At 67.1% G+C, this 13,578-nt stretch carries 10 protein-coding genes; 2 read left to right on the top strand and 8 right to left on the bottom strand.

Annotated features, from left to right (window positions below; translation table 11 throughout):
* Positions 1-28: 28 nt before the first annotated feature.
* Positions 29-919, bottom strand: a complete 891-nt coding sequence (locus G3W89_RS05830; protein WP_162573201.1) for a dihydrodipicolinate synthase family protein — start codon at positions 917-919, stop codon at positions 29-31.
* 178 nt (positions 920-1,097) lie between these two features.
* Here G3W89_RS05830 and G3W89_RS05835 point away from each other — a divergent pair, with 178 nt between their 5' ends.
* Positions 1,098-1,829 carry a GntR family transcriptional regulator gene (locus G3W89_RS05835; RefSeq protein WP_162573202.1) on the top strand — a complete coding sequence of 244 codons (732 nt, stop codon included), beginning with the start codon at positions 1,098-1,100 and terminating at the stop codon, positions 1,827-1,829.
* Between the two features lie 36 nt (positions 1,830-1,865).
* On the top strand, positions 1,866-2,906 hold the full coding sequence (locus G3W89_RS05840) for an AraC family transcriptional regulator (RefSeq protein WP_232076365.1): 1,041 nt from the start codon (positions 1,866-1,868) through the stop codon (positions 2,904-2,906).
* 67 nt (positions 2,907-2,973) lie between these two features.
* On the opposite strand, the gene G3W89_RS05845 is transcribed toward G3W89_RS05840, so the two are convergent.
* The 7 genes from G3W89_RS05845 to G3W89_RS05875 all read right to left on the bottom strand — a co-directional run bounded on the left by G3W89_RS05845 (position 2,974) and on the right by G3W89_RS05875 (position 13,356).
* Complete coding sequence (locus G3W89_RS05845) at positions 2,974-4,188, bottom strand: PP2C family protein-serine/threonine phosphatase (RefSeq protein ID WP_162573203.1); 1,215 nt, start codon at positions 4,186-4,188, stop codon at positions 2,974-2,976.
* A gap of 2 nt (positions 4,189-4,190) precedes the next feature.
* Positions 4,191-4,685 (bottom strand): Rab family GTPase, encoded by a 495-nt coding sequence (locus G3W89_RS05850; RefSeq protein ID WP_162573204.1) that lies wholly within the window; start codon positions 4,683-4,685, stop codon positions 4,191-4,193.
* Positions 4,686-4,697: 12 nt separating this feature from the next.
* A complete protein-coding gene (locus tag G3W89_RS05855) occupies positions 4,698-6,560 on the bottom strand; it encodes an OmpA family protein (protein WP_162573205.1) in 1,863 nt (620 codons plus the stop codon).
* A gap of 54 nt (positions 6,561-6,614) precedes the next feature.
* A complete protein-coding gene (locus G3W89_RS05860) occupies positions 6,615-7,238 on the bottom strand; it encodes a hypothetical protein (RefSeq protein WP_197893529.1) in 624 nt (207 codons plus the stop codon).
* A gap of 84 nt (positions 7,239-7,322) precedes the next feature.
* Complete coding sequence (locus G3W89_RS05865) at positions 7,323-7,766, bottom strand: ATP-binding protein (RefSeq protein WP_162573206.1); 444 nt, start codon at positions 7,764-7,766, stop codon at positions 7,323-7,325.
* Between the two features lie 7 nt (positions 7,767-7,773).
* A complete protein-coding gene (locus G3W89_RS05870) occupies positions 7,774-8,124 on the bottom strand; it encodes an STAS domain-containing protein (RefSeq protein ID WP_162573207.1) in 351 nt (116 codons plus the stop codon).
* Between the two features lie 279 nt (positions 8,125-8,403).
* A complete protein-coding gene (locus G3W89_RS05875) occupies positions 8,404-13,356 on the bottom strand; it encodes a calcium-binding protein (RefSeq protein ID WP_162573208.1) in 4,953 nt (1,650 codons plus the stop codon).
* Positions 13,357-13,578: the final 222 nt, after the last annotated feature.

The raw sequence follows: 13,578 nt of genomic DNA on the forward strand, positions 1-13,578 counted from the left end.
CCTGTGTCGAGGGGACCTGGTTTGCGCATCAGTTGTCGAAACGCAGGACGTCGTCGAGCGCGCTCTTGATCTTTGCGAGCTGTGCCTCGCTCGTCGGCGGCATCGGCGCGCGCGGGAGGCCCGCGTTGCAGCCTTGCAGCGTGATGGAGGTCTTCAGGTTTGCAGGCAGGTTGTCGGCCACGACCGCGTTCCAGAACGCCAGCATCGACTTGTGCATCTCCAAAGCCTTGGCATGGTCGCCTGCCTGCACGGCGTTCCACAGCGCGACGCAGACGCCCGGCAGCGCGGCCGGGGTCGCAGCGATCGTGCCGTGCGCGCCCAGTGCAAACGACGAATACAGCAGCGCATCCACGGCGGAGAAGACCTTGCAGCCTTGGGGCACGCCCAGGAGCAGGTCGGCCATGAGCTTCAGGTCGCCCTGGCTCTGCTTGATGCCCTGCACGCCGGGCAGTTCCTTCATCAGCCGGATCATCTGCGCCGGGTTCAGGTAGTTCCAGGGCACGACGTTGTAGATGATGACCGGGATGTCCACGGCCTCCGTCAGCGCCTTGAAGTGCCGGAAGGTCGCGTCCTCGTCGGGCTTGAAGAGGTAGTGCACGGGCGTGACCTGCAGCGCCGCGACAGGCAGGTGCGAAATCGCCTTGGCACGGTTGATCGCATCGCGCGTGCTGTTGGAAATGATGCCGGCGACGACCGGCACGGCGCCCGCGACTTCCTCCCTGGTGATTTCCAGGAGCCGCTTGAACTCGTCGATCGTGAGCGTATGGCCTTCGCCGCTGCTGCCGCCGGGGCACAGTCCGTGCACCTTCTTGTCGAGGTTGAAGCGGATGACCTTGCGGAATGCGGCTTCATCGATGTCGCCGTCGGCGGTGAAGGGGGTGACGAGGGGCGGAATGACGCCCGAGAGATCAAGACCCATGAAAAGGCTCCAGGTTTGCGGTGGTGAAACGGCTCAGCGGTGCGGCAGCGATGCGCCGCGTGATGGTCCGTGCTTGCACCGGACTATAACCCGACTAACATGTTAGAAAGGTGCTAGTGATAACCCTAGGTTGTCCATCAGCGCTTCCCTGAAACATGTTTGCCCGTACCATCCGGGCATGAACACCTCCGCCATCGCGCCCTCCGAGTTGCAGAAAGCGTCTTCGCGCCGGGGCCCCGAACCCGAGCCGGTCACTCAGCGGAACCGGGCCTACCAGGGGTTTCGCCAGCAGATCATCGACGCGCGGATCCGGCCGGGGCAGTTCGTCTCGCAGCGCGAGCTGATGCAGCTGCTCGAAATGCCACTGGCCGCCGTGCGCGAGCTGGTGCCCAGGCTCGAGGCGGCCGGGCTCATCAAGGCGGTTCCCAAGCGGGGGTTGCAGATCGCCACGGTGGACATGAAACTGATCCGCAACGCCTGGCAGGTCCGTGCGATGGTGGAGCGTGAAGCCGTCGTGCACTTCGCGCGCGTCGCCAGTGCCGAGACCATTGCGCGCCTCATTGCCGACCATGAGGCCATCCTCGAGCGCGCACTGCAGCCTCGGCCGGACGATGCACTCGAGAAGGACGCGCAGGCGGTCGACTGGGGCCTGCACGACAGCATGGTCGACAGCATCGGCAACGAGATCCTGTCGGAGATCTATCGGGTCAACAGCCTGCACGTACGCTTGATCCGGTACGACGCGGATTCGATGCGCCCGGTGCAGGTCGTGCCTGCCATGCGCGAACACCTCGAGTTCCTTCGCGCCCTGGCCGACGGGGATGCCGAAGGCGCGCTCGAGCGCATGATGTCCCACATCGAGCAGTCCAAGCACCGGGTGCTCGGCGGCATGCTCCGCGTCGGGCAGTAGCGCGCGGGCCCGGTGCGGGTTGCAGGATCGTTGCGCATGTTTGCACGATCCTGCAACCCGCAAGCCGCGGTCGAGACAAACGGCAGCGAGCTGCTTAAGCTTGCGCGCATGCTGACATCCATCCAGAAAGCGCCGCACGAGGACCGCTCCTCGGAGCAGTTGCAGGTCACCGTCATGCGGGCCGAACTTGCTGCATTGATCGACCGGCTCGCCGGCGGTGCCGACGGCCTTCACGCGACCGCGGTCCCGCGCCTGTCGATTGCGCGTGCCACGCAATCGCAGCATCCGGTGCACGCGGTCTACGATCCGGCCTTCTGCGTGCTCGCGCAGGGCAGCAAGCGCGTGCTGCTGGCCGACGAGGTCTATATCTACGACAGCGGCCAGTACCTCGTGGTCGCGCAGAACCTGCCCGTGTCGGGCCAGGTGATCGACGCGTCGCCCGATGCGCCGTATCTCGGCCTCAAGCTGAGCTTCGACGTGAAGGACATCGCTGCCGCGGCGCTGGAATTCAGCCTCGGCGAGGCTGCTCCCGCGCGCGCCTCGCCGCGTGGGATCTACACCGGCGAGCTGTCCACGGCGGTGCTCGACCCGGTGCTGCGCCTGGTCAAGCTGCTGGCTTCGCCCGAGGACCTTCCTGCGCTGGCGCCGCTGGTCATTCGCGAGATCCTGTACCGGCTGCTGAAGTCGCCCGATGGCTGGCGCCTGGCCCAGATGGCGATGGTGGACAGTCACAGCCAGCGCATCACCCAGGCCATCAGCGTGCTCTCGCGACGCTTCCAGGAGCCACTGCGCGTCGAGGCGCTCGCCGAAGAGGTTCACATGAGCGTGTCATCGCTGCACCACCACTTCAAGGCCGTCACTGCGATGAGCCCGCTGCAGTTCCAGAAGCAGCTGCGCCTGCAGGAGGCGCGCCGCATCATGTTCGGCGAGAACGTGGATGCCGCCACGGCCGGCCACCGCGTGGGCTATGAAAGCCAGTCGCAGTTCAACCGGGAGTACAGCCGCTTCTTCGGCTCGCCGCCGGCACGGGACGTGAAGCGGCTGAGGGAGCTGCAGCTGGGGCGGGTGCACGGTTGACGGGCTGCACCCAGCGACGATTTGCATCCAGCCGAGCGAGCGCCGGGAACACGCATCGAAACCGCGCTCACAGAGCCATCTCGATGACGGTGAAGTCGTCCTCGAGCACGCCAGGCCCGTGCACGTCCCGCGCGTAGTCGAGCAGCCTGTCGAGCTCGCACTGTCCGTCACGCACCGGCTGCGCGAGCACGTCGGTGAAGTCGGAGAACGCCAGCATGGACCCGTCGGGCCGGGTGATCTCGTAAGTCCCGTCGCTGAACACGAACAACCGCGCGGGCGACCGCAGGACGCACTGTTCGTCGCCGTAGCGCGCAGTCGGCGAAAGGCCGATACACGGGCCGCTTGCCTTCAGGGATTGGCATTCGCCGGGTGACTCGCGCGCCCCGCTCACCAGGACCGCCGGGGGGTGGCCTGCAGACGCGTAGCGCAGCTGGCCGCTGCCGCGGTGATAGACGCCATACCAGACCGTGCAGAACAGCTCGTTGTGGCGCTCCATCTGGTAGGCGAGGTTGAGCGCGGCGAGCACCTCCGCGGGCCGGTGGAAATCGGTCCGCGGCAGGGCCTCCGAGCGCAGTGTGTCGGCGACCGCCACCGAGAGCAGGGCGGCGCCCACGCCATGGCCGCAGACATCGATGAGGTAGAGCGCGAAGTGATCGGCGTCGATCCAGTGATAGCCGAAGGAATCGCCGCCCAGTTCGGTCGAAGGCACGAAGCGCCAGTCGACCGTCATCGGTTCCGTCAACGGTGCCGGCAGGATGGAAAGAACGTAGCGCTCGGCATCGCGCAATTCCTGCTGCAACCGGTCGTGGGTGCGCTGCAGCGCTTCGCGCGAAGCGGCGAGCTCGCGATGCGCGCGCGTGAGTTCCAGGTTGGCGGCCTCGAGCTGCTCGATCAGCCTGGCTTCGCGCTGGCTGAGCAGGGTCATGTCGTAGGCCTTCTGCTGCACCCGCTGCGCCTCCTCGTGTTCGCTCGTCACGTCGAGCAGCACGATCCAGACCGTGGCGTCGTCCGCGAAGAAGTGGACGTCGGCCACTCGCCCGCTGGGCATTTCCATGGAACGAAGCAGGAACGGGTTCTCCGCCAGCGGCAGCAGGCCCTCGAGAAAGGGGACCTGGTCGCAGGCGGAGTCGCCGGGCCGGATGCCCGCCAGGCCATAGTGCGCCAGCTCGCCGCCGGCATGCACCAGCTTCTGCGCCTCGTCGACCGCCAGGTGCGCCAGCACGCGCTGCCCATGGACCAGCACCATGAGCGAGTCGGAAATGCGCTCCGGCAGGTCCAGCATGGCTACCGCGCCAGAAGCGCCGCGAGGTCCTGGAAGCTTGCCTCGACCCCATCGCCCGTCTTGGCGCTGGTGCGGCGGAAGGTCCATCCCGCGGCCTGCAAAGTCTCGATGCGTTCCGGCGGCAGCGCCCAGTCTTCCACGAGGTCCGCCTTGTTGAGCAGGGCGAGGAAGGGAATGCGGCCCACCTCCGCGTTGACGCGCGACTGGATCGATGCCGCGGTCTCCAGCGTTTCGGGCCGCGTGCCGTCCACCACCAGCAGGTAGCCGGCGGCGCCGCGCAGGTAGCTCAGCCGCACCGCGGCCATGTCGTCCTCGCCGGCGATGTCCCAGAGGATCAGCGCGAGCGGCTCGGTGCCGAGGGTCATCACCTTCTTGTCGATCTTCACGCCGACGGTGGTGAGATAGGCGTCGGAGAAGATGGTGTCGACATAGCGGCGCACCAGGCTGGTCTTTCCGACACCGAATGCCCCGAGCAGGCAGATCTTTTTTTGCAGCATGGGGAGAGGGTCCTAGTCGCTGGTGCCGACAACGAAGGACACGCGCCGGTTGATCGACAACTCGTCGGCGCTGGCGCCGGGCCGCAGCGGCTCCAGCGGGCCGGCGCCGCGCACGGAGAGCAGGTTGGGGTCGATGCCACGCGCCCGCAGCATGGAGCGCACGACCTCGGCGCGCCCCAGGCTGAGGGCGAGGTTGGCGGTGTCCTTGCCGGTGGCGTCGGCATGGCCGACGATCGTCACGCGCACCGAAAAGCCGAGTCCGCGGGCCACGCGCACCAGCTCGCGAAGTTCCGCGGCCACGGTGTCGAGCTCGATGCCCTGCTCGGCAGTGGGCCGCGGTGCGTTGTTCTCGAAGGGGATGACGTGAGCCTGGAGGGCGTCCCGCAGGCGGATGTAGTTCGGGTCCTGCACGTCCTTGAGGGCGCTCAGGTCCACCGGCGGTGCGCCCGCGGGCAGGCTCTGCACGAACGCCCGCGCCTTGTCCATCCAGTGCTGCGGGGCGCTGCCGTCGGCGCGGATGCCGTCCGCGTCCTGCGACAGGCTGACGGTCGGTGGCGGATTCAGGGTCGCCTGCAGGCGTTTCAGCATGATGGCCGGATGCAGCGCCTGGTAGGGCTCCCAGCGGCCGACGATGAGTGCGGGGTCCAGCTTCGCCGGATCCAGCAGGGCTTCCGGCCGCGTGGCGAGCGGATCGCGCAGGCCGGACACCCACCATTTGCCGTCGTGGCGATCGGCGCCCATCACGACGATGCCGGGCTCGTCGCGCAGCGCCGCGACGTAGTCGTCGACGTGCTGGCCCTCGATCACCCGCTGCCCGATCCACCAGCCGAGTGCCAGCAGCAGCGCCAGGGGGATGGCCCAGAGCAGCGGCGACAGCCTTCTCTTCGACTCGGCCGACTGGGACCACAGGGTGGGCCGCAGGCGCTGCTGTGCGCCCTCTTCGAAGGGAGTGGTATCGCCCTCGAACTCATCGAGCGCGCTGCGCCATTCGTCGTGGATGGCAGCCAGCGTCTCCCCCAGGCATTCGCGCAGCGCCGGGGGCGGGTTGCCGTGGATCACCGCGGCGAGAAAGGCCGACGGTCCTTCCTCGCACCACAGCAGCAGGTCCCCCAGGCGCAGGCTGTCGATGCTGCGGCCCTTCGCGCCGCCTTCGGCGGATTCATCGAAGGAGTCGCGCACGAAGTCCTGGATGGCCGAAAGCATGGCCGATACGAGCTGCGGGTCGCGCGTGGTGGCGTCTTCCGCCGCCTCGTGCGCCAGCAGCAGGCCGGTCTTGCGGTGGACCAGGAACAGGTGCTCGACGCGGAACACGGCGGTGTGCCTGAGCACCACGTCGGCAAAGGCGCTGCCGCTGCGCCACGCTTCGAGGCGCCACTTGAGGCCGCGCCACGAAAGGCTGTGCTTGAGCGCCTGGTTGAGCGACTGCAGCTTGCCTTCGAGCGTCTCGGCGATGGCCTTGCGGATCGCCGGCCCCATGACGGGGTACAGGATGTCGACCATGGTGTCCGGATTTTTCCGGATCGACGCCTGAGTCGCCTTCTCGACGGTGGGGGCGATCACCTGGCCGAGCCGCTCGTCCTGCGCCGCCAGCTCGAAGGCGGCGGGCAGCACGGCGCCCACCGCATCGGCGAACTCTTGCGGATCGTCGAACTTGCGCTGCAGCCTCGCCAGCGCGACCTGCTCGCGTTGGAGCAGCACGTCGCGCAGCGCCTCCAGCCGCGGATCGACTGCGGGGCGGGGCGGCAGCGTCGCAACCACCGTCGGGTCGACGCAGCGCGCCAGCTCGAGCAACAGCCCGGCCAGGCGCTGATTCGGAGTTTCTTCGGAAGCACCGCCAGGCGCACTGGTCGCGGCCAGCGGCAGGCGCGCTGTCACGTGGCCTCCACGCGGCTCACGGAAGCACCTTCGCCTTCGGAGCGACCGTGCGGCTCAAGCGCTTGCGCCGTTGCCGCTCTTCGGCGACGTGTCCTGGTTCAGGCATTTGGCGATCTCGACGAACAGCCCCGCGAGCAGGTTGCGGTCGGTCTTGACGTTGCTGAGCTCGGAGAACATGCGCTCGATGGTGGCGCGGGTGTCGTCCTGGCGCTTGCGCATGTCGTCGCGCAGGCCCTGGACCTCATGGCCGAGGCTCTCGGTGAACTCGCGGCCCTGTCGCGCGAGCTGGTCGGACAACTGGGCGAGGCGCTTCTCGAGGGCCTGCGTCTGCTCTCGCAGGTTGCGCTCCAGCTCCTTGTCGGCGTCGGCGCGCAGGTCCTTCTCTTCGCGGAACTGCCCGGCGACCGATTCGAGCTGCTTCTTGATCGTGCCCTCGAGGTTGGTCAGGCTTCGGGACGACTCCGCCTCCAGGTCGCGCAGCCTGTGCTGGAAGCGGTCGTCGAGAACCGAGAAGCGCTTGTCGTAGTCCTGCATCTGGTTGCCGAACAGCAGCTCGCGCATCTTGTCGACCCCCGAGGAGGCCTCGCCCTGTCCGTTGGACTGGGTGGCAAGCGCCGCTTGCGCGGCCAGCGCCGTCTGCGCGTCGATGGTGGGGAGGGGTTTTGCTGTGGTTGCCATGGTGTGATTCCTCGTGGTGGTGCTTCGTGAAGGTTGACGCCGTTGGGGCGGCGCCCGTGGGGTGGTGGATGCCGGGCCGCTCATTCAGGGCGGCGCCGTCGGCCGGAAGAGCAGCGTCAGGCGATTGCGGCCGTCTTCGCGGCAGTAGTGCATGCCGTCGGAGAAATGGCGAACGATGGGAATGCCCCAGCCGCCGACCTGCGCGTCATCGAGGCTGTTCGCATGCGTCGGGTTCGGTGCCTGCAGCGGATCGAAGGGGCGCCCCTCGTCCTCGACTTCCAGGGCCACGTCCTCGCCTTGCCACCCCAGCCGCAGGAAGATGCTGCAATGCGCAGCCTCCTCGCTGCTGCCGTGCGTCATGATGTTGGTCAGCGCTTCGGTCGAGCAGAGGTCGAGTTGCTGCGCAACCCGGTTCGGAAGCCGCTGGCGCTGCGCCCAGTCGTGCACCCATGCGCTCACACGCGAGAGCTCGCACAGCTCGGAGCCGACGATCAGGGAGGCCTGGGGCTCCCTGTCGCTGGAGGACATCAGGGCCTCACTCGGCTCCCGCCTTCAGCGCACTGAAGGCGGTGTCGACATCGGGGTACAGCGGAATGATCGTGTCGACCCCCGCAACCTTGAGCACATCCGCTACCAGCGGCGGAGGGCCCGCCAGGGCCATCTCGCCGCCGCGCTGCTTCTGGGCTCTCGCATTGGTGATCAGGGCCCGGATGCCGATGGACGCCAGAAACGACACCTCGGACATGTCGACCACAGCGAGAAGTTTCCGGGTCGCGACGAGCGCGGAGAAGCGCCTGTCGATCTCTTGGGTGCCGGCGCTGTCCAGGCGGCCGATGAGGCTGATCTTCTCGATGCCCGCAGCCAGTTGCTCCGTCCTTAGCTCCATGCCACCTCCGGTAATGGATGTATCGATGAGCGCTGAACCGGCAGTCGTCCTCCCCCACAAGGATCGCTCCACCCTCGCGGTTCTCTGGACCGGAGCCCGGGGTGGCTAGCGTCCCGCGATCAACAAGCAGGAACTTTTGTAGGATACGCGCAAAGGTTGGCAGCGTCGACAGCCATTGGTCGTAAGCAGAAGCCCTAGCAATACAAAAAACCCCCAAGCTCCGGCCAGTAGCCTTCTGGGCAGAGCGAGGGGGACGGGCGATTCCCTCGGGCGGGGCGCCTACTTCCAGTTCGCGGCAATCACCGGGTTCAACGCCGTCTGGTAGTCAGGCGGCAGTGAGGTCTGGCCAGGTGCAGGGGGCGCAAAGGCGGCCATGGCGGCGACCAGCACATCGACCTGGCTGTCCAGCAGCACCTTGCTGTCGGAGGTCTTGAACTGCTCGACGTGGTACGCGCCGGCGGAGTACCAGTTGCTCAAGGTGAGCTTGTCGTCGGTGCCCAGAATGCTGACCTCTAGGCTGTTGCCGATGTGGCGGAACCAGAGCTGGTCCATTGACACATTCGAGCCGAATGCCACCACATCGGTATTGCCGCTGGTCGTGTCGTAGTCGTTCACCGTATCCCGGCCCGAGTCTCGGCCGAATACATAGGTGTCGTTGCCGGCGCCGCCATTGAGGTAGTCGTTGCCCGCTCCACCGTCGAGGATGTCATTGCCGGCGTCGCCATACAGGCTGTCGTTGCCTTCGCCGCCGAGCAGGGTGTCGTTGCCGTTCCCGCCGTAGAGCGTGTCGTCGCCCGTGCCGCCACCGAGGGCGTCGTCGCCTTCGTCGCCGACCAGGGTGTCGTTGCCGGCTCCGCCGTCAAGGGTGTCGTTGCCTGCCCAGCCGCGGATGTTGTCGTTGCCCGCACCCCCGGACAGCGTGTCGGCGATGGCATAGCCCTGCAGGGAGTCGTTGCCATCGGTGCCCTGCTGCACCATCTGCTTGAGCTGGGTCATGTCCCATCGAGTGCCATCGGCAAAGCGGATCTCCTCGATCTTGTAGCTGTTGACGCCATCGGTGTAGAAGCAGGAGCTGACGGTGACGCGGTCGGTGCTGCCCCTGAGGCTGAGGACCAGGTCATCGCCCAAGCGGGTGGCCACGATGTCGCTTGCCGCGATCCCTTCGGCGAACTCGATCGCATCGGTCTTGCCGGTGCTGGTGTCGTAGTTGGAGATGACGTCCTGGCCCCAGCCACGGGCGAACCTGTAGAGATCCGAGCCGGCGCCGCCATTGAGGTAGTCGTTGCCGGCTCCACCGTCGAGGATGTCATTGCCGGCCTCGCCATAGAGGGTGTCGTTGCCTTCGCCGCCGAGCAGGGTGTCGTTGCCATTCCCGCCCCCCAGCCAATCGTCTCCCGTTCCGCCGGCGAGGGCGTCGTCGCCCTCGTCGCCGGACAGGGTGTCGTTGCCAGCCCCACCATCCAGGATGTCGTTGCCGCCCCAGCCGCGGATGTTGTCGTTGCCCGCACCGCCGGACAGCGTGTCGGCCGTGGCGTAGCCCTGCAGGGTGTCATTGCCCTCGGTGCCTTGCTGCACCATCTGCTTGAGCTGGGCCATGTCCCAGCGGGTGCCGTCGGCGAAGCGGATCTCCTCGATCTTGTAGCCGCTGACGCCATCGGTGTAGAAGCAGGCGCTGACAGTGATGCGGTCGGTGCTGCCCCTGAGGCTGAGGACCAGGTCATCGCCCGAGCGGGTCGCGACGATGTCGCTGGCCGCGATGCCTTCGGCGAACTCGATCGCATCGGTCTTGCCGGTGCTGGTGTCGTAGTTGTTGATGACGTCCTGGCCCCAGCCACGGGCGAACCTGTAGAGGTCCGAGCCGGCGCCGCCATTGAGGTAGTCGTTGCCGGCTCCACCGTCGAGGATGTCATTGCCGGCCTCGCCATAGAGAGTGTCGTTGCCGTCGCCGCCGATCAGGGTGTCGTTGCCGTTCCCACCTGACAGCGAGTCGTCGCCCGCACCTCCGGTGAGGCGATCGTCGCCGTCGTCCCCAATCAGCGTGTCGTTGCCGACTCCGCCGTCCAGGGTGTCGTTGCCGCCCCAGCCGCGGATGTTGTCGTTGCCCGCACCGCCGGACAGCGTGTCGGCCGTGGCGTAGCCCTGCAGGGTGTCATTGCCCTCGGTGCCTTGCTGCACCATCTGCTTGAGCTGGGCCATGTCCCAGCGGGTGCCGTCGGCAAAGCGGATCTCCTCGATCTTGTAGCCGCTGACGCCATCGGTGTAGAAGCAGGAACTGACAGCGACGCGGTCGGTGCTGCCCCTTAGGCTGAGGATCAGATCGTCGCCCGAGCGGGTCGCGACGATGTCGCTGGCCGCGATGCCTTCGGCGAACTCGATCGCATCGGTCTTGCCGGTGCTGATGTCGTAGTTGTTGATGACATCCTGGCCCCAGCCACGGGCGAACCTGTAGAGATCCGAGCCGGCGCCGCCGTTGAGGTAGTCGTTGCCTGCGCCACCCTCGAGCGTGTCATTGCCGGCCTCGCCATAGAGAGTGTCGTTGCCTTCGCCGCCGAGCAGGGTGTCGCTGCCGTTTCCACCCGACAGCCAGTCGTCGCCCGTGCCGCCGGCGAGGGCGTCGTCTCCGTCGTCGCCGGACAGGGTGTCGTTGCCAGCCCCACCATCCAGGGTGTCGTTGCCTCCCCAGCCACGGATGTTGTCGTTGCCCGCGCCCCCGGACAACGTGTCGGCGATGGCATAGCCCTGCAGGGAGTCGTTGCCCTCGGTGCCTTGCTGCACCATCTGCTTGAGCTGGGTCATGTCCCACCGAGTGCCGTCGGCAAAGCGGATCTCCTCGATCTTGTAGCCGCTGACGCCATCGGTGTAGAAGCAGGAACTGACAGCGACGCGGTCGGTGCTGCCCCTTAGGCTGAGGATCAGATCGTCGCCCGAGCGGGTCGCGACGATGTCGCTGGCCGCGATGCCTTCGGCGAACTCGATCGCATCGGTCTTGCCGGTGCTGGTGTCGTAGTTGGAGATGACATCCTGGCCCCAGCCACGGGCGAACCTGTAGAGGTCCGAGCCGGCGCCGCCATTGAGGTAGTCGTTGCCGGCTCCACCGTCGAGGATGTCATTGCCGGCCTCGCCATAGAGGGTGTCGTTGCCGTCGCCGCCGAGCAGGGTGTCGTTGCCGCTCCCACCCGACAGCGAGTCGTCGCCCGTGCCGCCGGCGAGGGCGTCGTCGCCCTCGTCGCCGACCAGCGTGTCGTTGCCGGCCCCGCCGTCCAGGGTGTCGTTGCCTCCCCAGCCGCGGATGTAGTCGTTGCCCGCGCCGCCGGACAGCGTGTCGGCCGTGGCATAGCCCTGCAGGGTGTCGTTGCCCTCGGTGCCTTGCTGCACCATCTGCTTGAGCTGGGCCATGTCCCAGCGTGTGCCGTCGGCAAAGCGGATCTCCTCGATCTTGTAGCCGCTGACGCCATCGGTGTAGAAGCAGGCGCTGACAGTGATGCGGTCGGTGCTGCCCCTGAGGCTGAGGACCAGGTCGTCGCCCAAGCGGGTGGCCACGATGTCGCTGGCCGCGATGCCTTCGGCGAACTCGATCGCATCGGTCTTGCCGGTGCTGGTGTCGTAGTTGGAGATGACATCCTGGCCCCAGCCACGGGCAAACCTGTAGAGGTCCGAGCCGGCGCCGCCATTGAGGTAGTCGTTGCCCGCTCCGCCGTCGAGGATGTCATTGCCGGCGTCGCCACAGAGGCTGTCGTTGCCGGCCCCGCCCAACAGGCGGTCGTCGCCATCCCCGCCATACAGCATGTCGTTGCCTGCACCCCCATCGGCGATGTCATTCCCGGCCCCGCCGCTGAAGCTGTTGGCATTGGCATCGCCCAGGTAGATGTCCGGCTTGGCCGTGCCGCTGGTGGCTGCTCCTGCGTAGACATTCAAGCTGGCGAGTTCGGTTCTCAGCGCCGAGCCAGCCGGCAAGGCCTCGACCCAGCCGCGCAGCTGGTCCAGGCCCGCGAAGCCCACGGCCTGCAGGGTGGGCAGCGCAAAGCGGTTGAGCTCCACCAGATCGATGATGGCCTCGCGATCGCCAGCGGCCTTGCGTTGATCGAGCAGGCCGGCGAGCGCCGTGGTGTCGAATCGGATGCCGTTCTCGTCGATGGTGAGTTCGATCGCATCCAGATAGGGCTTGAGCCGGGTCTGCAGCACCAACGCGCCGTAGATACTTTCCTTCAAGGCGTCGTAGCTCTGCTGCAGAAGGGTGAGTTGCGCCGCTGGCGGGGCGATGCCGTAGCCCGCGCGCGTCACATTGGTGGCTGCGTCGGTGGTGGTGGTACGGGTGGTGCCCGCGGTCATGGTGATGCCGTTGGCCCCGGTGCTGTAGAAGCGCTCGCCGTTGAAGACCTCCAGCACGCCCACGAGGTTGCGGTACTGGGCCTCGGTCATGCCCGTGGGCAGGCCGCTGATCTTGACGTTGCCGTCGAGGCTGGTCTCCAGGCTCTGCCAGAAGTCCGAGCCCTGGGCCCATTGGGATATCAGCTCGTCGAGCTGGGCGCGCTGGGCATCGCGGGTGGTGGCGCTGCCGAAGGCAGAAAGGCTGATCCCGAGGGTCGGGCTCAGGCTGACGGCCTCGGCCAAGTCCCGGGCACGGCCCGAGCCCTGCATCTGGGGCAGCCCCTTGGCCTCCTCGGTCAGCGGCACGGCCACGGTGAACTCGCGGTAGAAGGGATTCGATTCGACGTCGATCGCGCCGACCGTGCGATTGACCTGCACGCCATCGACCTCGCGCGTGAAGCTGGCGCTTTGGGCGATGAGGTTGCCGTTGACAGTGGTGCCGGCCTGGGTGCCGCCGGTGGCGTTGGTGGTGCTGCCGACCACGCCGATGCGGCTGATGCCCAGGGCGTCGAGGCTGAAGAGTTCGCCTGCGTCGGCGATGCCGTCCTGGTCGAGGTCGCGCCAGACCTGCAATGAACCCCAGGCGAGGTCGGCGTCATTGAGCTGGCCGTCGGCGTTGCTGTCCAGATCGGCCAGGGCATCAAAGCCGTTCACGGCGTTCTGGCCATCGGACTTGATCGTGTCGATGCCGAAGAGCTCACGGCCGGAATCGATGGTGCCGTTGGCGTTGAGGTCGCGCACGAGGATGCCGTCATCGGCGCCGAGCCAGCCGGTGGCGGTGCGGATGGTGTCGGCGTTGTGGTCGAAGAGGACGGAGCCGTCGGCGCGCTTGAGTTCGAGGCCGTCGCCGTCGAGGTCGAGCATCAGGGGATCGACGGGTTGGCGCCAATTGCGGGCGCTACGGAATCCTTCATTAGTGAAGTCATCGGCTTTTGGCCGCCCCCATAAGTCATAAGCCGCCTCCCCGGCCCGTTGGCCGATTCCGTTAGCTTCCTGAATAGCCTTTTCATACAACTTGTCCCCCAACCAGCCGAGGGCCAACCCCGCGCCAACCGCAAGAGCTCCGGCGCCTCCAATAGCAAGCCC

Source organism: Variovorax sp. PBL-H6 (genome assembly GCF_901827155.1).
Taxonomy (GTDB): domain Bacteria; phylum Pseudomonadota; class Gammaproteobacteria; order Burkholderiales; family Burkholderiaceae_C; genus Variovorax.

Coding starts and splice junctions, on each gene's coding strand:
- G3W89_RS05875 (WP_162573208.1), bottom strand. CDS start 13,356: ATGCTCGACCTCGACGGCGACGGCCTCGAACTCAAGCGCGCCGACGGC.
- G3W89_RS05860 (WP_197893529.1), bottom strand. CDS start 7,238: ATGGCAACCACAGCAAAACCCCTCCCCACCATCGACGCGCAGACGGCG.
- G3W89_RS05835 (WP_162573202.1), top strand. CDS start 1,098: ATGAACACCTCCGCCATCGCGCCCTCCGAGTTGCAGAAAGCGTCTTCG.
- G3W89_RS05865 (WP_162573206.1), bottom strand. CDS start 7,766: ATGTCCTCCAGCGACAGGGAGCCCCAGGCCTCCCTGATCGTCGGCTCC.
- G3W89_RS05870 (WP_162573207.1), bottom strand. CDS start 8,124: ATGGAGCTAAGGACGGAGCAACTGGCTGCGGGCATCGAGAAGATCAGC.
- G3W89_RS05845 (WP_162573203.1), bottom strand. CDS start 4,188: ATGCTGGACCTGCCGGAGCGCATTTCCGACTCGCTCATGGTGCTGGTC.
- G3W89_RS05830 (WP_162573201.1), bottom strand. CDS start 919: ATGGGTCTTGATCTCTCGGGCGTCATTCCGCCCCTCGTCACCCCCTTC.
- G3W89_RS05840 (WP_232076365.1), top strand. CDS start 1,866: ATGTTTGCACGATCCTGCAACCCGCAAGCCGCGGTCGAGACAAACGGC.
- G3W89_RS05850 (WP_162573204.1), bottom strand. CDS start 4,685: ATGCTGCAAAAAAAGATCTGCCTGCTCGGGGCATTCGGTGTCGGAAAG.